This is a genomic window from Streptomyces sp. NPDC111516, from assembly GCF_055635345.1.
Genome location: NZ_JBVKBV010000007.1, coordinates 69,529 through 88,131 on the forward strand (window position 1 = coordinate 69,529; position 18,603 = coordinate 88,131).

16 protein-coding genes and 1 pseudogene are annotated in these 18,603 nt (G+C 70.3%); 10 read left to right on the top strand and 7 right to left on the bottom strand.

Annotated elements, in window-relative coordinates; translation table 11 throughout:
• Nucleotides 1–4: 4 nt before the first annotated feature.
• From ACZ7L9_RS15940 to allB, 4 genes and pseudogenes are all read right to left on the bottom strand, one after another.
• Nucleotides 5–1,456, bottom strand: coding sequence for an arsenate reductase/protein-tyrosine-phosphatase family protein (locus ACZ7L9_RS15940; RefSeq protein ID WP_471415761.1), 1,452 nt, complete (start codon nt 1,454–1,456; stop codon nt 5–7).
• 985 nt (nt 1,457–2,441) lie between these two features.
• Nucleotides 2,442–2,771, bottom strand: coding sequence for a putative quinol monooxygenase (locus ACZ7L9_RS15945; protein WP_471415983.1), 330 nt, complete (start codon nt 2,769–2,771; stop codon nt 2,442–2,444).
• 141 nt (nt 2,772–2,912) lie between these two features.
• Nucleotides 2,913–3,160, bottom strand: a pseudogene (locus ACZ7L9_RS15950) (allantoicase); the annotation flags it as partial.
• Between the two features lie 2 nt (nt 3,161–3,162).
• Nucleotides 3,163–4,506 carry an allantoinase AllB gene (gene allB / locus ACZ7L9_RS15955; protein WP_471415762.1) on the bottom strand — a complete coding sequence of 448 codons (1,344 nt, stop codon included), beginning with the start codon at nt 4,504–4,506 and terminating at the stop codon, nt 3,163–3,165.
• Between the two features lie 373 nt (nt 4,507–4,879).
• On the opposite strand from allB, the gene ACZ7L9_RS15960 reads away from it, so the two are divergent.
• Nucleotides 4,880–5,680 (top strand): IclR family transcriptional regulator, encoded by an 801-nt coding sequence (locus tag ACZ7L9_RS15960; protein WP_471415763.1) that lies wholly within the window; start codon nt 4,880–4,882, stop codon nt 5,678–5,680.
• 119 nt (nt 5,681–5,799) lie between these two features.
• On the opposite strand, the gene ACZ7L9_RS15965 is transcribed toward ACZ7L9_RS15960, so the two are convergent.
• Complete coding sequence (locus ACZ7L9_RS15965; RefSeq protein WP_471415764.1) at nt 5,800–6,102, bottom strand: DUF5955 family protein; 303 nt, start codon at nt 6,100–6,102, stop codon at nt 5,800–5,802.
• Nucleotides 6,103–6,378: 276 nt separating this feature from the next.
• Here ACZ7L9_RS15965 and ACZ7L9_RS15970 point away from each other — a divergent pair, with 276 nt between their 5' ends.
• Nucleotides 6,379–7,011 carry a nucleotidyltransferase family protein gene (locus ACZ7L9_RS15970; protein ID WP_471415765.1) on the top strand — a complete coding sequence of 211 codons (633 nt, stop codon included), beginning with the start codon at nt 6,379–6,381 and terminating at the stop codon, nt 7,009–7,011.
• A gap of 234 nt (nt 7,012–7,245) precedes the next feature.
• Nucleotides 7,246–8,865, top strand: a complete 1,620-nt coding sequence (gene aceB, locus ACZ7L9_RS15975; protein WP_471415766.1) for a malate synthase A — start codon at nt 7,246–7,248, stop codon at nt 8,863–8,865.
• Nucleotides 8,866–9,141: 276 nt separating this feature from the next.
• Here the strand turns inward: aceB and ACZ7L9_RS15980 are convergent, their stop codons facing one another.
• Nucleotides 9,142–9,717, bottom strand: coding sequence for a CGNR zinc finger domain-containing protein (locus tag ACZ7L9_RS15980; protein ID WP_471415767.1), 576 nt, complete (start codon nt 9,715–9,717; stop codon nt 9,142–9,144).
• A 17-nt stretch (nt 9,718–9,734) separates the two neighbouring features.
• Between ACZ7L9_RS15980 and ACZ7L9_RS15985 the strand changes: the two genes are divergently transcribed.
• Nucleotides 9,735–11,000 carry an MFS transporter gene (locus ACZ7L9_RS15985; RefSeq protein ID WP_471415768.1) on the top strand — a complete coding sequence of 422 codons (1,266 nt, stop codon included), beginning with the start codon at nt 9,735–9,737 and terminating at the stop codon, nt 10,998–11,000.
• Nucleotides 11,001–11,096: 96 nt separating this feature from the next.
• On the opposite strand, the gene ACZ7L9_RS15990 is transcribed toward ACZ7L9_RS15985, so the two are convergent.
• Nucleotides 11,097–11,477 (bottom strand): hypothetical protein, encoded by a 381-nt coding sequence (locus ACZ7L9_RS15990; RefSeq protein WP_471415769.1) that lies wholly within the window; start codon nt 11,475–11,477, stop codon nt 11,097–11,099.
• Between the two features lie 277 nt (nt 11,478–11,754).
• Here ACZ7L9_RS15990 and ACZ7L9_RS15995 point away from each other — a divergent pair, with 277 nt between their 5' ends.
• The 6 genes from ACZ7L9_RS15995 to ACZ7L9_RS16020 all read left to right on the top strand — a co-directional run bounded on the left by ACZ7L9_RS15995 (nt 11,755) and on the right by ACZ7L9_RS16020 (nt 18,599).
• Nucleotides 11,755–12,591, top strand: a complete 837-nt coding sequence (locus ACZ7L9_RS15995) for a helix-turn-helix domain-containing protein (RefSeq protein WP_471415770.1) — start codon at nt 11,755–11,757, stop codon at nt 12,589–12,591.
• A complete protein-coding gene (locus ACZ7L9_RS16000) occupies nt 12,588–12,794 on the top strand; it encodes a DUF397 domain-containing protein (RefSeq protein ID WP_471415771.1) in 207 nt (68 codons plus the stop codon). Before ACZ7L9_RS15995 ends, ACZ7L9_RS16000 begins: the two co-directional genes overlap by 4 nt.
• Nucleotides 12,795–13,221: 427 nt before the next feature.
• Complete coding sequence (locus ACZ7L9_RS16005) at nt 13,222–14,358, top strand: leucine-rich repeat domain-containing protein (RefSeq protein ID WP_471415772.1); 1,137 nt, start codon at nt 13,222–13,224, stop codon at nt 14,356–14,358.
• A complete protein-coding gene (locus ACZ7L9_RS16010; protein ID WP_471415773.1) occupies nt 14,355–16,115 on the top strand; it encodes an ankyrin repeat domain-containing protein in 1,761 nt (586 codons plus the stop codon). The genes ACZ7L9_RS16005 and ACZ7L9_RS16010 overlap by 4 nt, the downstream gene beginning before the upstream one ends.
• Nucleotides 16,116–16,219: 104 nt before the next feature.
• A complete protein-coding gene (locus ACZ7L9_RS16015; protein ID WP_471415984.1) occupies nt 16,220–17,386 on the top strand; it encodes a sigma 54-interacting transcriptional regulator in 1,167 nt (388 codons plus the stop codon).
• A 55-nt stretch (nt 17,387–17,441) separates the two neighbouring features.
• Nucleotides 17,442–18,599, top strand: coding sequence for a vWA domain-containing protein (locus tag ACZ7L9_RS16020; protein WP_471415985.1), 1,158 nt, complete (start codon nt 17,442–17,444; stop codon nt 18,597–18,599).
• Nucleotides 18,600–18,603 lie beyond the last annotated feature (4 nt).

Genomic DNA, 18,603 nt, shown 5'->3' on the forward strand with positions numbered 1-18,603 from the left:
GCGATCACCTGCCCCATCCGGGTGTTGCGGCTCGACGGTGCGCCGCGAGGAGGTCGGAGCGAAGGAGTTCGCCCAGGCGGACGCGGACGCACCGCTGGATGTGCCGGGCGCACCGGCCGTACACCTCCGGGGACTGCCCCTCCGGATTAGGGATGTCACAGCGCGGATCCAGACACAGGGTGCGGCCCTCGGCCTCGGGTGCCATGGCGATCACCCCGTGGCGATGGGCCCGGGTCATGCAGTAGATGACGGAGCTGTCCCGGCAGAGCTCAGGGGTGACCGGGCGTGCTCGGTGAAGCCAGGGATTCCCCCGGCCCGGCACTCGGTCCAGTCCGAGCTCAGCGAGCGCGGACCTGGCGTTGGGAGCCATCGGGTCCCCAGGCCGCGTCGCCGCAACACCCGCGCTGGAGAACCAGAAGGCGTACGCGACTCCCGCCTCCGCGGCCTGGGCCCACGCGATGACCTCGGCCATGGGCGAACGGGAGGTGTTCCCGCCACAGACGAACAGCACGCGGCACACCGCCCTGGTGGCGCGTACCCGCCACCAGGTGACGGCCGACGGGTAGGACAGCGCCGCCGCTGCGCCGACGCCGAAGAGGAGCGCGAGGAGCTGAGCGTCCCCCGGAGCTTGGAGCCCGGCCACCCACGCCAGCGAGAAGGAGGCGGCCAGACCGGACATCAGGCTGGCGAACGCCCATGCCGGCACGCCCCAGGTGTACTCGCGCCGGTCCAGGTAGATCAGCGAAGCGAAGACGAACAGCACCTCGTACGCCACGCCTATGCCCGCCGCCGCCAACGCGACAGGGGTACCGAGGAATGTGGTGAAGCCCGCACGCAACTGCGCTTGCCCGGCCAGTGCCCCTGCCGCCAGCAGCAGAGCCAGCCAAACCGGCGCGGCGACATGCTCCTCCACGAAGAAGCGGCGGTCTGTTGCGATAACCCCCGACTTGGCCACCCGGCTCATGATTTCGAACCGGCCCATGTAGCCGACAAGATAGATCAGGACGCTCAGCACGGCAGCCAGCGTGAGGTGGTAGCTGTTCACATCACCGAGTGCCACTGAAACCGCGATCAGACTGAGGCACAACCCCACCCAGGAAGATGCCGTCACCCGCCGTTTGCGCGCCTTGTCAACCAACGGGGAGACAACCAGAACTCCCCCGCGCATCAACAACAGCATGAAGAGGATCGATACACCGGAAAAGGTGTAGTTCATCGTGGTGGTGCCGATAATAAGCGAAGCGAAGAAACCGGCTGCCAACGTTTCCCGGCCCGCCACTGGAATCCGACGCCCCCCGATCCCACTTCGCCGCATGTGCCGCCACCAACCCGACAGGGCTACGAACACAGGCATCACCACGAGCTGTCCGAGGACGGCTGCAGGCAGCAGCTCAAAGCCGTTGACCGGCTTTCCCGACAGCGGAGTCACTCCGCTGGCCAGTGCCTTCACCAGCATCGCGTACGGAACATACGATATGAAGTAACCGAAGGTGAGCCATCCCATACGCAGGCCCGTTTCTGATCGAATGTTCGGGATAATCCTACAGGTGGAGTGATGAAGTGCGGCAAACGACACTCAACCCTCGAGGGGCCCTGGGATCGACCTGTCCGTCCATCGCTCGAAAAACAGAACCCCAATAACCGCTCTGGATTTTAGACCGAAACGCACGGTCGAGCCGCGCATCATTTCCGGCTCGTGACCACCTATTGTGCGGGCGTCGCTTATCCGTCAGGGCGCGTCTCAGGGCAACAAAATCGCGTCAGACTCTATTGCGCGCATTCCGTGGCCCGTGCAAGAAATTCGAGGTCAGTAATCACACAGGTGCTATCACTGAAAAATTTTTCCGTTCGCGCGGACACTCGGCCAGTGCATGAAGCGCACGCTTCCTCTCCATGCTCCCTCTTCGATAGCCGGCCTGCCACTTGTCGGCCGACGGGTGGACCGCCGCGCCGGGTGATGTCAGCTGTGACCGCCAGTGCGTGGCTGCCCTGCCGGTAGTTGACGGTGCGGATGCCAAGTGCGCCCTTGAGGCGTCCGGCGGGCAGCCACCTGCGGAATGGGGCCGGGGCCATGGCCGGGTTTGGGAAACAGGCAGATCGATGCCCTGATCGGCATACCACTGCGACGGGTGGACGAAGATCGTTTCGCGGTCCTGCTTGCCCATGAGGTAGCCCTTGGACAGTGACGGACGCCCAAGCATTCGAACAAAACAGACCAAAGCCCCATCAGTCCATACAGAAACGCGGCCAGCCGCAGCCATCACCGAGCATGATCGCACGCGACCTCTGACATCAGTTCCGACGGCCGTCGCAGTGGATTCCCTCGGTCTTCAGCGACTCCACAGACTGCGTCACACAGGCCACTCGCGCGGGTCACCGCCGCGCACCTCAGAGATCCGGATGTCCACGAGGAGTTCTGAACCGTCAGGACTCGTCACGGACTACTGACGGCTGGGCTTGAGCTCCGTCATCCGGGACCAACCGTCGCCCGGGACCTCGATATTGATGATCTCCGGGGTCACCGCGACGAGGTCCGCCATCTGGTCCATCGCCGCCGCGAAGTGCTCGGACTTCACATGCGCCTCTCCGGCCTCGGGGGACGCGAAGGCCTCCAGGAGCACGAACTGGTCCGGGTTCTCGACGCTGTACGACCACTCGAAGAACACGTTGCCCGGCTCCTGACGGGTGGCGAGGGTGAAGGGCTCGACGGCGGACAGCCAGTTGTCGCGCTCTTCGCTGTGGACGGTGAACTTGACGGCGATGAAGATCATGACAACTCCTGCTCGGATGTGCGACGCACCCAGCGTCCCACACGCCCTGAATGCGGACGCATCGGGCGCACCCGAGGGCGTGGCGGGAGCCGCCACGCCCGAAGGAGTGACAGGAGCCGCCACCCGCGAGGGGCGGCAGGGCCGCCCGTCCCGGGTCTCCCAGCCGTCACCCATCTGCGGGTCAACCAGCACCCCGACGGCGGCGGGATTCAGCAGGTTCTCGCGCTCGGCGAAGCACTCGTCGTTGGCGGCGATCACCCCGGCGTCGAGCCGCCGGTCGGCAAGGTCGACAAGGCCGGTGAGGGGAGGTCGGCGGTGCGGTGCTCGGCATACGGCTCGCCGCCGGCGTACGGGTTCGCATCGGCGGTGAAGCGGGCTGTCGCCGTCATGGTCACTGATTCCTTTCGAGGAGGCGGCCGGTGGGTTCGCCGACGGTGCCGTCCGCCGCGATCCGCTGCCCGCGCAGCCACGTCGACTTCACGACGCCGTCCAGGGTCTTGCCGGCGTAGGCGGTGACCTGGTTGCGGTGGAAGAGCTCGGCGGGGTCGACGGTGAAGGTCTCGTCGGGGGCGAGGACCGCGAAGTCGGCGTCGCGGCCGGTCTCGATGGCGCCCTTGCGGGTCAGCCCGGCCAGTTCGGCGGGGGCGGCGGACATCCAGCGGACGACGTCGTCGAGCGAGTGGCCGCGCTTGCGGGCCTCGGTCCAGATGGCGGGGAGGCCCAGCTGGAGGGAGGAGATGCCGCCCCACGCGGAGGAGAAGTCCGGCGTCTTGAGGTCGGCGGTGCACGGCGAGTGGTCCGAGACGATGCAGTCGATCGTCCCGTCGGCCAGGCCGTCCCACAGCGCGTCCTGGTTGACGGCCTCGCGGATCGGCGGGCAGCACTTGAACTCCGTCGCGCCGTCCGGGACTTCCTCGGCGGTGAGGGTGAGGAAGTGCGGACAGGACTCGACGGTGACCCGTACGCCCTCACGCTTGGCGGCGGCGATCATCGGCAGCGCGTCGCTGGAGGACAGGTGCAGCACGTGGACCCTGGCGTTCAGCCGCCTGGCGTGCGCGATGAGTCCCTCGATCGCGGTGTTCTCGGCGTCCCGGGGCCGGGAGGCGAGAAAGTCGGCGTACGCGGGTCCGCTGCGCTGGGGGGCGGAGGCCAGATGGCGCGGGTCCTCGGCGTGCACGATCAGCAGCCCGCCGAAGCCGGAGATCTCGGCCATGGACCGGGCCAGCTGCTCCTGGTCGAGCTCGGGGAACTCGTCGACGCCCGACGGCGAGAGGAAGCACTTGAAACCGAAGACTCCGGCCTCGTGCAGCGGACGCAGGTCCTTGACGTTGGACGGGATCGCCCCGCCCCAGAATCCGGTGTCGATGTGCGCCTTGGGGGCTGCCACCTGCTGCTTGGTACGCAGATGCGGGACGGTGGTGGTCGGCGGGAGGGAGTTGAGCGGCATGTCGAGCAGGGTGGTGATGCCACCCGCCGCCGCGGCGCGGGTGGCGGTGTGGAAGCCCTCCCACGCAGTGCGGCCGGGATCGTTCACATGGACATGGGTGTCGACGAGTCCGGGCAGCAGGACGTCGTCGCCGAAGTCCTCCAGCCGGGCACCGGCCGGCACCTCGGTGTCGTACGGCAGGACGGCGTCGATTCTCCCCTCGGCGACGGCGACCGCTGCGGGGCGAGTCCCGTCCGGGGTGACGACACGCGTCGAGCGCAGTACCAGTTTCACGTCCGCACCGGACACCCGTGCTCCTCACTTCGGACTTTCGGCGACTGAAAAATTCAACGAACTGTTGAACGAACTGTTGAGGGAGTCTTCACTCGGGATTCGGGCCCGTCAAGACCCCACCTTCCTCGCCCGACGGCAGACGGACCACCGGCAGCCGGGGCTGGAGGTTTCCACAAAGTAAAATACAAATTTCGGAACGCGGAATGTACCATGGGACCAGTGCGGCACCGCAGTAAGGCCCCGCTGACTGCAGACACCGGGACAAACGGGCTCTGACCGGCCAGGACGCCGCACCCGGAGCAGTGCGCCGATCGGGAACCGCCCGGTAGTCTGCTGGGTGCCCCGCCCGGCGAGGCACCCGCTCTTCCGCCTCGAAAGGACCGTTGACGTGCCGTCGTCCCACGCCAGCACATCCGACTCCAAGCCCACCGCTCCCAGCGGTGGCGTGCAGTCCCTTGAGCGCGCCTTCGATCTGCTGGAGCGGATGGCGGATGCCGGGGGCGAGGTCGGGCTGAGCGAACTCTCCGCGAGCAGCGGGCTTCCGCTGCCGACCATCCATCGCCTGATGCGCACGCTGGTGATCTGCGGATACGTGCGCCAGCAGCCGAACCGGCGCTATGCGCTCGGCCCGCGCCTGATCCGGCTCGGCGAGTCCGCCTCCCGGCTGCTCGGCACCTGGGCCCGCCCGTACCTCGCGCGCCTGGTCGAGGAGACCGGCGAGACCGCGAACATGGCACTGCTCGACGGCGACGAGATCGTGTACGTGGCGCAGGTGCCGTCGAAGCACTCGATGCGCATGTTCACCGAGGTGGGCCGCCGGGTGCTCCCCCACTCCACGGGCGTCGGCAAGGCGCTGCTGGCGCACACACCTCCGGAGGAAGTAAGAGCCCTGCTCGCCCGCACCGGAATGCCGGCCGCCACCGAGAAGACGATCACCACCCCGGACGATTTCCTCGACGCGCTGGAGCAGGTCCGCAGGGTCGGCTACGCGGTCGACGACAACGAGCAGGAGATCGGGGTGCGCTGCCTGGCGGTCTCCGTGCCCAACTCCCCCACGTCGGCCGCGATTTCGATCTCGGGCCCGGCGGGCCGGGTGACGGAGGCGGCGACGGAGCGGATCGTGCCGATCCTGCAGCAGGCCGCGAAGGAGTTGTCCGACGCGCTGGCCAGCAACGGTTCCACCGGCTGAGCCGTGCCGTGACCCCCGTGACGCCTGAGGTCGCCACGGGGCCGTGCCGACCTCAGGGGCTCGCGGTTGCGGCGACTGCCCGTCGGCCGATCCGCAACCGATTCCCGGCCGTCGTGTAGTCAGGAGCGCGGCGGCTCGCCGAAGAGATCGACGGCGACGCGTACGTCCCTGAGTGCGGCGGCCAGTGCGCTGACCGAGCCGATCGCCCCCGCGATCAGCAGCAGCGAACGGCGCAGGCGGGGAATCTCGGGTGCGCCGCTGATCGCCATCGCGTCCAGCGCGGCCAGCTCGTCCTCGGCGATCCCCCGGTCCGGGAACTCCGCGGGATGCCCCGCCAGCTCGCGGCGGAGCCGGGAGACGGCTGTACGCAGCTCCGCCACCCTCGGATCCTCACCACTTCCGGTCACCCGCGTCTGCCCCACGCTTCGCAACAAAGCACTCCCCCTCGCACATCCTTGTGCCAGTGTTTCGACCGGACCCGGAACAGCGGTCAAGTGTCCGGGGATGCCCGTAAGTTAACGCCATGGCAGGTGTCGAGCGCCACTCCGCGGACGGAATTCGGGGTCTCCCGTACGGGTGATGCGCACGCCTCTCCCTGGACGGCTCCGCGTACGCCGCCGAGCCCGCCCCTCCGCTTCTCACCGCCCCGCCGCTTCCCGGTTGCGCGGGCGGGGCATCTGCGGGGTATGCCAGTCCCCATGACTCGAACAACACAGGCCCCGGCTGTCACGGGACAGAACCAGCCCCCGGTGGTCGCCGGGCTACTGCTCGCCGCGGGCGGCGGGCGGCGGCTCGGCGGGCGGCCCAAGGCACTGCTCGACCACCGCGGCCGGCCGCTGGTGGAGCACGCGGTACGCGTCCTGCGGGAGGGCGGCTGCGCCCGCGTCCAGGTGGTCCTGGGCGCCGCGGCCGACGAGGTGCGCGCACGCGCCGACCTCGTCGGCTGCGCCGTGACCGTCAACCCCGAGTGGGCCGAGGGCATGGGCTCGTCGCTGCGGGCGGGGCTCGGGGCGCTGGCCGGTACGGGGGCGGACGCGGCGCTCGTACTCCTGGTGGACCAGCCGGGCATCGGCGCGGACGCGGTGGCGCGGGTGCGGTCGGCATACCGCTCCCGAAGGAGTCTCGTGGCCGCCTCGTACGACGGCGAGCGCGGCCATCCGGTGCTGTTCGGAGCCGACCGATGGGCGGACATCGCGGCCGGTGCGGCGGGCGATCAGGGCGCCCGGGCGTATCTGCGGGCGCACCGCGATGCGATCACGCTCGTCGAGTGTTCCGATGTGGCTCAGGCGTACGACATCGACACGGTGAAGGACCTGAAGCACCTGGAGTGAGCGGCCTGGCACGCTGCGCCAGCAGCGCGCCAGTTATGTCGACCCGGAGAATCTCGACATCAACAAACCATTGAACTTCCACCATGAGGAAACTACTATCCACTGGTCAGAAGCCCTCTGCGCCTCAGACGGCAACCACGCCGTATCCCGGAGCCTTGGCACGCCGTGCCGTTTCAGGCGAACCGGCAACCGTGGGACCGCCGCCCGCACCGCCCGCTGAAGGAGTGACAGCTCATGTCCGCACCAGCGCCGTCCCCGCTGGCCATCGTCGATGCCGAGCCCCTGCCCCGGCAGGACGAGGTCCTCAACCACGCGGCTCTCGCGTTCGTGGCCGAGCTGCACCGGCAGTTCACGCCCCGCCGCAACGAACTGCTCGCCCGCCGGGGTGAGCGTCGCGCCGAGATCGCCCGTACCTCAACGCTGGACTTTCTGCCCGAGACAGCAGCGATCCGCGCGGACGACTCCTGGACAGTCGCGCCGGCCCCGGCCGCGCTGAACGACCGCCGGGTGGAGATCACCGGTCCGACCGACCGCAAGATGACCATCAACGCCCTGAACTCGGGCGCCAAGGTCTGGCTCGCCGACTTCGAGGACGCGTCCGCCCCCACGTGGGAGAACGTCGTCCTCGGCCAGCTCAATCTGATCGACGCCTACACCCGTAACATCGACTTCACGGACCCCGGGTCCGGCAAGTCGTACGCCCTGGGGCCCGCCGACGAGCTCGCCACGGTCGTCACCCGCCCCCGCGGCTGGCACCTGGACGAGCGTCACCTCCAGCTCGACGGCACCCCGGTGCCGGGCGCGCTGGTCGACTTCGGCCTCTACTTCTTCCACAACGCCCAGCGCCTCATCGACCTCGGCAAGGGCCCGTACTTCTACCTCCCGAAGACGGAGTCGCACCTGGAGGCCCGCCTCTGGAACGACATCTTCGTCTTCGCCCAGGACCACCTCGGCATCCCGCAGGGAACGGTCCGCGCGACCGTCCTCATCGAGACGATCACCGCCGCGTACGAGATGGAGGAGATCCTCTACGAACTCCGCGACCACGCCTCCGGGCTGAACGCGGGCCGTTGGGACTATCTCTTCTCCATCGTCAAGAACTTCCGTGACGGCGGAGCCAAGTTCGTCCTCCCGGACCGCAACGCGGTGACGATGACCGCCCCGTTCATGCGCGCGTACACCGAACTCCTCGTCCGCACCTGCCACAAGCGCGGCGCGCACGCCATCGGCGGCATGGCGGCCTTCATCCCGTCCCGCCGCGACGCCGAGGTCAACAAGGTCGCCTTCGAGAAGGTCAAGGCCGACAAGGACCGCGAGGCCCACGACGGCTTCGACGGCTCCTGGGTGGCCCACCCCGACCTGGTCCCGATCGCCATGGCCTCCTTCGACGCGGTCCTCGGCGAGAAGCCGAACCAGAAGGAACGCCTGCGCGAGGACGTCTCGGTGGCCGCGGGCGATCTGATCGCCATCGACACCCTGGACGCCAAGCCCACGTACGAGGGCCTGCACAACGCCGTCGCGGTCGGCATCCGCTACATCGAGGCCTGGCTGCGCGGCATGGGCGCGGTCGCCATCTTCAACCTGATGGAGGACGCGGCCACCGCGGAGATCTCGCGCTCGCAGATCTGGCAGTGGATCAACGCGGACGTCGTCTTCGAGAACGGCGAACACGCCACCGCGGACCTGGCCCGCAAGGTCGCGACCGAGGAACTGGCCGCGATCCGCGCCGAGATCGGCGACGAGGCCTTCGCGTCCGGCAAGTGGCAGCAGGCCCACGACCTCCTGCTCCAGGTCTCCCTGGACCAGGACTACGCGGACTTCCTGACCCTGCCGGCGTACGAGCAGCTGGGCTGAGACGGGCGGAGGCGCCGTACCCCTGCGTGTCACCGCGCCGGGGTACGGCGCCCCCGGCACGCGGGCAGGTCCACGGCGACCATGCGGCCGAAACACACCACGGCCCGCACCAGCAGGACGTGCAGCCGGCGTGGCGTTGACGCGGTGCCCCGCCCAGGTCCGCCGGCGTGGGTGGGTGCCGCTCCCCGCAGCCGAGTTGAACTGGACGGGCTCGGACGCGCACAACAACGACACCGGGGCACTCCCGGCATTGCTCCGCAGCACGCCCGGAGCGGGTTATGTCGCCTCGGCGGCCTTGCGTGAACGCATCCGCTTCACCTTGGCGATGCTGCCGCAGGCGCGGCCGCTGTCCCCGGCGTACATGCTGCACCAGGTACGCGAGTTGTTGCGCGACTGGTCGTAGAAGATCCACCGGCAGTCCGGGCATGCACGCAGCCGACGCCAGCGCCCCTCATTCACCAACTCGGCAGCCACCCGCAGCACCTCACCGTGCGGTGTGGCGGCACCGCGGAAGACGAGTTCTCCGTTCGCGATGCGAGCCGTCTGCGGACATCTCTCCAGCCACGCATCGAGCCGCGCCGAGCCGTGTTCCTCCACATCGGCCCGCAGATCGTCGCGCAATCGCAGCAGTTCCGCCGTGTCATCCGCGCCACGGGGCACCGGCACCCTGGCGAACGTGTGCCGCCAGGCCACCGCGTCCGCCGCGAGATCCGGCAGGGTCTCGGTCGGCACCCGAGTGTCGTTCGGGATCAGCCAACTGTTCAGGAAGCCGCGCAGCTCCTCCACGACAGGAATCGTCATCGTCGCCGTTGCCATGCAATCAGGGTAGGCGGTAAACGCGACCTCCAGCATGTTTACCATCTATCACTATGACTGGTAACACCTTGGCTGCGGAAATCCCTCGGAGCACCTTCCGCAGCGTCCTGTCCCTGCCCGGCCACCCGACCTGGTACATCGCCGCGGCCCTGGTCCGCGCGCCTGTTGTCATGGCGCCCCTCGCGCTGGTATTCCTAGGCCGCTCGGCCCAGTCCTTCAGCGTCGGCGGCATGCTCGCCGCCGTCCACGCGCTCGGCGAGGCCGCAGGTGCTCCCGTCATGGGCCGCCGCTTCGACCACCGGCCGTTCGCCGGCCAGCTCAGGCTGGCCCTCGGCACCGAGGCCCTCGCCTTCACCGCCCTCGCCCTCAGCGCCGGCCACGCCCCCGTCCCCGTCATGCTGGCCTTGGCTTTCGTGGCCGGCGCCGCTGCCGCGGGAGCACCCGGCGGCATGCGGGCCCAGCTCTCGGCGACCACCCCGGAGCACCTGCGTCCCACCGCGCTGAGCCTGGAAAGCTCTCTCAGCCAGGCCGTCTGGGCCTTCGCGCCCCCGTTGGCGTCCCTGCTGTACGTTCAGTTCTCGGCATCGGGCGCACTCATCGCCATGGCCGTCGCCTCTGCCGCTCCGCTGCTCTTCGCACACCGGATCCCGCACGCCACCTCACGCCCCGAGACGCCCGGAGAAATCGGGGACGAGCGGCTGCGCACAACGGCGATCCTCCGACTCGTCTGGCCCACCGCGCTGCTCTCAGCGGCGATCATGTTCCTTATCGGAACCGTCGACGTCGCCCTCCCGGCCAGGCTGGAGGACGTCGGTTCCTCCCCCGCGCTGGCAGGTCTTGTCATGACCGCCTTCGCCGTCGCCAGCGTGATCGCCGGACTCCTGTACGGCAGCCGCCGCTGGCCGGGCACGCCCCTGAGCCAAAGCCTCGTCCTGCTCCCCGTCCTCGCCGCCGCCTTCACTCTCCCCGGCCTGACCACGCAACCCTGGAGCTTCGCCGCCGCCTTTGCGGTGGGCGGACTCCTCTACAGCCCGCTGATGATCATCCGCAACCTCGCCCTCCAGGAACGCCTTCCCCAGCACGCCTGGGCAACCGGTTTCTCCGTCTTGTACGCCGCAGCCGGAGTGGGCTACGGAGCCGCCGGCCTCATGGCCGCCGCCCTGCTCGACATCGCCGGATCCGGAACCGCCTTCGTCGCGTGCACACTGACCACCATCGTCATCGGCGCTCTGTCGCTCCTGGGGGAGCGGGCACACACCCACGCCACACACCTCAACAGTCCGCGTCAGCAGGCAGCAATCCGGGCTCGGGACGTGTAAGGATCGGCACACCCGCACCTGGCAGTCGAGCTGCCTCATCGACACCCCATGGACGACCCGGAGCGACAGGTGCGCCTCAGCTTCCTCGGCTGACCGTTACCAGTTGCCGTAGTCCTCGACCAGGTTGGCGATGAGGGAGAGCAGCGCGTCGGCTCGGTGCCGGTCCTCGCGCTGGGTCTGCAGGGCCTGGTCGGCGGCCCGGAGCCGGGCCAGGGCGGCCGGTTCGCCGTCCATCACGTCGTCGATCCCCGGCGTGGTGATCAGGTCCAGGCATTCGGTGAGCAGGCGACGGGGGGCGGGGGAAGGCGGGTTGGGGTCGGGATCGGCGTAGCCGGTGGTCAGGTAGCGCGCGGGGTCGGTGAGGCTCCAGCCGACGACGGTGCCGTGCTGGACCAGGAGCGCCACGTCCGGGACGATGCCGATGCGGGCCTCCAGCGGTTCGACGAGGACGTCGAGGTCGCGCAGACAGGTCAGCACGGCGCCCCCGGGGGGCGCGACACAGCACGGTGCACAACTTTTGCCGAAAGCCCCGGATCTCGTCCGCGCGCAGGCCGACAGGGCGCACTGCGGGCACAGCAGCCCCGCGAAGGGCCGTGTCCGCCGCCCAGGGGCGACCTCGCGTTGTACGCGTCGGCGCGCAAGCTGTACGCGGCGCGGGGCGTGACCCGCGCCGTTGGGCCGCGTTGGCCGATTCGAGGGTGCGGAATGTTCGGGGCAGGCAGGGCTACGCGGGACGGTACGGGAGGCGTGGGACGTGGACGATCAGCGACAGCAGCCGGAGCACGAGTACGAGGTCGGGTCGGGCATCTTGCACGTGTTTGGGCAGCACTTGAAGCTGTTCCGGGTACGGGCCGGCCTGGAACGGGCGGAGTTCGGAGCGCTGACGGGGTACTCGGCGTCGTCCATCGCGTCGTTCGAGCAGGGGCGCCGGATCCCACAGCCGAAGTTCATCGACCAGGCGGACGAACTGCTGGACGCGGGCGGGGTGTTGAAGGCCAGCAAGGAGGAAGTCTCCCGGGCGCAGTACCCGCCATTCTTCCGGGATGCGGCGCGGCTGGAGGTGCAGGCTGTTGAGCTGCACGTGTACGCAACGAAGGCAGTACCAGGGCTGTTGCAGACGGAGGAGTACGCGCGAGCGGTGTTCTCCATGGGGCGACCGCTACTGGCGGAAGAGGAGATCGGGCAACGTGTGACCGCGCGCATCGCGCGCCAGACCATCCTCTCCCGCAAGCCGTTGCCCACGATCAGCTTCGTCATCGAGGAGTTCGTGTTGCGCCGTCCTTTGGGCGGGCGCTCCGTGATGAGAGGACAGCTGGAGCAGATCCTGGCGCTCGGGCAGCGGCGCAACCTTGAAATCCAGGTGATCCCGATCGAGCTGGAGGAGCATGCTGGGCTGGAAGCCCCCTTCACCTTGATCGAGACAAAGGAAGGACAGAGGATCGCGTACGTGGAGGCGTACAAGGACAGCCGCCTCTACACAGACCGGGCATCGGTCAGGGAGCTTGAGGAGCAGTACGGGATCCTCCGAGCTCAGGCTCTCACCCCGCGCGAATCGCTGGCCTTTGTCGAAAAGTTGCTAGGAGAAGCATGAACGTCGAAGAGCCCAGGCAGGCTGTGTCCAAGCGAGCCTGGTTCAAGAGCAGCTACAGCACTGGCTCGGGCGGCGAATGCGTCGAGGTCGCGGCCGACCCCGGTACCGTCCACGTCCGCGACTCGAAGGACAGGACGGGGCCGATCCTGTCAGTCGCCGCTGGTGGCTGGGCGGCCTTTGTGGAGTTCGCCGCGCAGAGCTGACACCGCATGGATGACGGCGCCCCACCACCGAGACATTCCGGTGGCGGGGCGTCCTCTTGTACGAGCATGCACGCGGATTTCAATCTGCCTTCTTCGCCCGGCCGCCGGGCTTCCTCTCCGGCCGCCAGGTCCTGAGGTCCTCCGCCCGGCGAGGCAGCAAGGCGACGAGGCGGCGAAGCCACGAGGCGATCAAACAGGGGCACTGGTGTGCGAATTCGGCATCGATACGGCTAGGATCACGCACGGCAAGGCTGTAGCGCAGAGGTCGTCGCGCCCTAGCATCAAGCTGGAGGACGTCGGTTCGAATCCGACCGGTCTTGCCGCCTTTTCATGGAGGAGAGTCGATGGCGTCGGTTCGTCCTGAGCGGGCGGAGGACGCGGTCGCCCTCTCCTGGCCGGGTACCGGCGGGGGACCTGGGGAGTAGTGATGTTGCAGCCGATGCCCGTGCGCTGTCCCGCGATCGAGCACCCGGACATTCCGCTCGCCGACGCGACCCTGCTGGATCCACTGCTGGAGCGACTGGGAGCGACGCACCCCGTCGAGTCCGACGAGACCTTCGCGCTCGGCGCGCTGCGGGCGGACGGACGGGTCGATCTCTGCAAGCAGGGACTCGGCGCGGTCGGCGCGGTCCGGGTGATGCCCGCGGTCGCCCGCTCCCCGCACGCCACGCATGTGCTGCTCGGCACCAACTCGCTGGGCGACGAGGGGGCGCGGGCCGTCGCCGCCGCGCTGAGCCGGGGCAGCCACGGGCTGCGGACGGTCTATCTCGGCTGCAACCGGATCGGCACTGACGGGGTCACGGCACTCGCCGAGGCGCTGAGCGAGGACGACACCGTCAGGGCGCTGTGGCTGAAACGCAATCCCGTGACGGACGCCGGTGTCCGGGCGCTCGTCCCGATGCTGCGCCGCAACACCGTGCTGCGCACCCTCGATCTGGTGAACACCGGGCTCACCACCGACGGTCTCGGCGCACTGCTCGCCGTGCTCACCGAGCGGCCCCGGCCGGTCGAGCGGCTGTTCCTCGGGGGCAACGGCCTCGGCGCCGACGCCGCCCCGCTGCTGGCCGCGCTGATCCGGGACGCGGGAGTGCGGGAGCTGTACCTGCCCTCCAACCACCTCGGCGACGCGGGGGCAGCCGTGCTCGCGGCCGCCGCGGACCCTGCCCGCCCGGTTCGGCTCGGTCTCGGCGGCAACGGGATCGGGCCCGCCGGGGCACGCGCGCTGGCCGACGCGCTCGACGGGATCGAGGCGCTCGATCTGGGCCGGCCGCCCTCGGAGCGCAGCCTCGGGGCCCGGTCCAATGTCACCGGTGACGTCGGGGCCGACGCGCTGGCCGGTGCGCTGCGTGGCAGTCCGCTGCGGCGGCTGGAGCTGCGCCACACCGGGCTCACCGGACGGGGCGCGAAGACCATCCTCGCCGCCGTCGACGCCGACTCCCGTCTGGAGTACGTGGGGCTGGGCCCCGGGCTGCCCCGGAAGGTGAAGCGGTCCTTCGCGGCGCGGCTGCGTCCGGACCACGGAACCCATGCGGACCTGCGCGCGGTCAGGAGCCTCTACCGGTGAGCCGGGAAACGGTGGCGGAGCTCTTCGATCCGCAGGAGACGGCGAGCCGACGGCAGGTCCGCCGGTACGCGGTGCCCCGGTGGATGATCGAGGCGTCCGCCGAGCGGCGCGCGGCCGGAGACTGGCAGGGCGCCTGCGAGGCGGCCCGGTTCGATGTGAGGTTCGATCGGTCGGAGGTCACCGCACGGTACGGTCCGGACGTGGCCGGAGCTCTTGCGTCCGATCTCCTTCACCTGGTGCCGGACCTGGTGCGCTGGCACCTGCCCCGGGTGTTGGGCGGACGCTCGACGCTCGCCACCGGCCTGACCGTGATCCTGGCGGGTTACGGCGTCACGCAGGACGTGCCCGGGGCCACCGCCCCGTATCTGTATCTGCGCACTCCCGCGATGATCGACGGACCGCAGCGGATCTCGCTCCGGTTCGGGCCGCTGCGCAACGGCGACTCGCCCCGTACCTTCCGTGCGGGGGTCACGGACTGGCGGGCCTGCCGGTACCTGTGGGACGCGCGCCGCAGCAACGAACTGCGCGCGCGGGCCGGCGGGGCGGATCGGCTGCCGTTCCTCCGCGCCGACGGCACCCCGCTCGGGTCGGACGAACTGCCCGACGCGGACCCTGGCGCCGGTGACCCGGTGGCCCGTGCCGAGTGGGTGACGCTGCTCTACCAGCGGGGCCGGGTGGCCGACGCCCTGGCGGCGGCGGGCATCGAACTGGATCCGACCGAGCCGGCCACGCCGAGGTGGTACCGGGCGGAACCGCAGGCGGTCCTGGCCGGACTGGGTCTCGATGTACCCCGACTGGAGTCGGAGGCCCGGCGGTTCGCGGAGCTCTACCCGGCGGCGCGCGTCCAGATCGGTGAGGACCGGCGCGTCCGCGTCCTGTTGGAGTTCACGGGCCGCGACAGCGGGCTGCGGATCAGGCTCGTCGAGCGGAACGCCACGGAAGGCACCCCCTGCCTTCCTCCCGCGTTCCAGCAGCGGCTGCCGGATCTCGACCTGCTGCGGGCCGGCGTCGTGACTCCGGCGGAGCTGCACCCGCTGGTCGCCGGATCCCTGTTCCCGGGCCTGGAATCAGCGGCGGGTCCGCCGGGGCCGACGCCTCCCGCGCCGGTACGGGTCAGGTGCCGGGGTGAATGGCATGAGGTCGCCTTCCGTGACGGGAAGCTCGACTCCCCGCACAGTCCGCAGGAACGCCGGCGCGAGCACGCCTTGCGGGCCTTCGGCGGCGCGGTCACCGGCTGCTTCGCCGTGGAGCACTCCTGCACCACCGGCACCGGCCGACTTCCGAAGGCGCTGCGGACACAGCGCCGGGATCTCTTCCTGCGCGCCCAGCACGGCGACACTCCGGGCGTGCTGGAACTCCTGGACGCGGGCGTGGACCTGCGGGTACGGGATGCCGCACGGCGCAGCCTGCTCCACGTGCTGCACCTCCTCGACCACCAGGAGCTGCTTCCCCGGCTCCTGGCGGCCGGTCTCGATCTGGAGGTCCTGGACCACCGGGAACGCACCCCGCTCTGCGTGGCGGTCAGCGACGGCGGCTCGGCGGAACTGGTGTCGGCGCTGGTCGAGGCCGGGGCGCGGATCGATGTCGTCGACCAGATGGAACTCTCGCTGGACCAGCTGATCCGCCGGTACCGCCGGACGGACCTGGACTTTCTCCGGGAACGGGTGGAGAAGGAGCATCCGGACATCGGGGCCGACTGGTGGGACGAGTGGCAGGAAGAGAAGGACGACGAGGACGAAGAGGATGAGGACGGGTGAGCACCATCGTGCCGGGGACACCGGGACAGCCCCTTGTACCGCCGCCTCCCGCCGTACCGGGACAGCCGCCCGTACGGTCGTCCCGCAACTCCGTACCGGGACCGCTGGACGCCGCCGATGAGCTGAATCGCAGGCTCGGGACCTCGCGGACCGAAGCCGCCACCAGCGCTCAACTGGAGGCACTTGCACTCGCGGTGACGGCCAATCAGCCGGTCTTGCTCTGGGGTGAGCCGGGCATCGGCAAGTCGGCCGGCATGGAGCAGCTCGCCGCCGGGCTCGGCCTCGGTCTCGAAACGGTCATCGCCAGTGTGCACGAACCCTCCGACTTCGCCGGACTGCCGGTCGTCGGTGACGACCCGGCCGTGACCGGGGTACCGATGGCCCCGCCGGACTGGGCGGTCCGGCTCGCGCGAACGGGCCGGGGGCTGCTGTTCTTCGACGAGTTGTCCTCCGCTCCCCCGGCCGTGCAGGCGGCCTTGCTGCGCGTCGTGCTCGAACGCCGCGTCGGCAGTCTGACGTTGCCGGAGTCCGTACGCATCGTGGCGGCGGCGAATCCGCCGTCGAGCGCGGCGGACGGCTGGCACCTCAGCCCGCCGCTCGCCAACCGTTTCGTGCACCTCCAGTGGACGCACGACCCGCGCACCGTCGCGCGGGGCATGGCCGGTACGTGGCCCGAGGTGGCGGTCCCGGTCGTCGACGCAGCCAGAGTTCCGGGCTCGGCGGCGCGGGCCCGTGGTGCGATCTCCGGCTTCCTGACCGCGCGGCCGGGCCTCGTCCATCACATTCCGGCCGACGCGGAGAGCCGGGGCCGGGCCTGGCCGTCCCCCCGGACCTGGGACATGGCGCTGCGGCTGCTCGCCACCGGGTACGCGGCGGGCGCCGGACGGGAGGCGCTGGCCGCCGCGCTGACCGGGGCCGTGGGGGACGGCGCGGGCATCGAGTTGCTGTCCTACCTGGAAAATCTCGACCTGCCCGACCCCGACCGCGTACTGGCGAACCCGGACGCGTTCGCCCTGCCCGAACGCGGAGACCGGCAGCTGGCCTTCCTCATCGCGGTCGTCGCGGCGGTCCAGGGCGATCTCACCAGGCCTCGCTGGGAGGCGGGCTGGACGGTGCTCGCGAAGGCCGTCGACGCGGGTGTCCCCGATGTGGCGGCCAGGGCGGCGGTGGATCTGGCGACGATGCGGGACACCGACTGGCCGGTGCCGGAAGGCATCGACGCCTTCGTCGAGTTGCTGCAGCTGTCCGGCGCGCTGCCGCAGAGCGGCTGAGGCGGGCACGTCGGTGCCGGAACCGGAAACCGCCCCGGAGCGGCCCCAGTTGGACATGACCAAGCTGCTCGCCGCCCGCTACCGGGCGGCGACCGACCGCCCCTACCTGGCGTCGGCCCTCTACGCCCTGACGGTGGTGGCGAGCACCGGGGTCCCGACCATGGGCGTGGACCGGCACTGGCGCTGCTATGTGTCACCCGCCTTCGTCGACGCGACACCGGTGGCCGAGCTCGCGGCGGTGTGGCTGCACGAGGTGGCACATCTGCTGCGCGACCATCATGGACGCGCCGAGCGGCTGCCCGCCGCCGACCAGCGCGACCACCACCGCCTCAACGTGGCCCAGGACTGCGAGATCAACGACGACCTGATCTCCGACGGGCTGCCGCTGCCGGCCGGCCGGATGGAGCCCCGGCTCTTCGGGCTGCCGAACGGGCAGCTCTTCGAGGCGTATCTCCCCGGTCTGCCGCCGGGCCCTCCCTCGCTCGACTGCGGGTCGGGCGCTCATGGTCAACCGGTGCCCTGGGAGCTGACCGGAGCCGACGGGCCGACCCGTCTCGGTCCGGTCGAGGCCGAGGCGCTGCGGCGCCACACCGCGGAGGCCATGCGCGCGCACCGGCGCAGCCGGGGCACACTCCCGGCGGGCTGGGAGCGCTGGGCGGACCGGATCCTGGAGCCCACGGTCGACTGGCGGCAGGCGCTCGCGGGTGCGGTCCGGGAGGCCGCCGCCTGGGCCGCGGGAGCGATCGATTACACCTACCGTCGCCCGTCCCGCCGCAGCGCGGCGCTCCAGGGCGTCGTGCTGCCCAGCCTGCGCCGTCCGCTGCCCCGTGTCGCCGTCGTCATCGACACCTCGGGGTCGATGGGTGACGAGGAGCTCGCCTCGGCCCTCGCGGAGGTCACCGGGGTGCTGCGGGAGGTAGGCATCCGGGGCAACCGCGTCACCGTGCTGGCCTGCGACGCCGATGTGCACAGTGTGTCCCGGGTGACGGCCGCCGAGCAGATCACCCTGGGCGGGGGCGGCGGCACCGACATGCGGGTGGGCATCGCGGCCGCCCTCGCGGCGCGGGACCGCCCGAACATCGTCGTCGTGCTCACCGACGGCTGTACGCCCTGGCCGGACGAGGCCCCCTCGTGCCGGCTCGTCGCGGCGCTCATCGGCCCGGACGCCCCGCAGCCCCCGAGGTGGGTGGAGACCGTCCGCGTCACCGGCTGAGCCC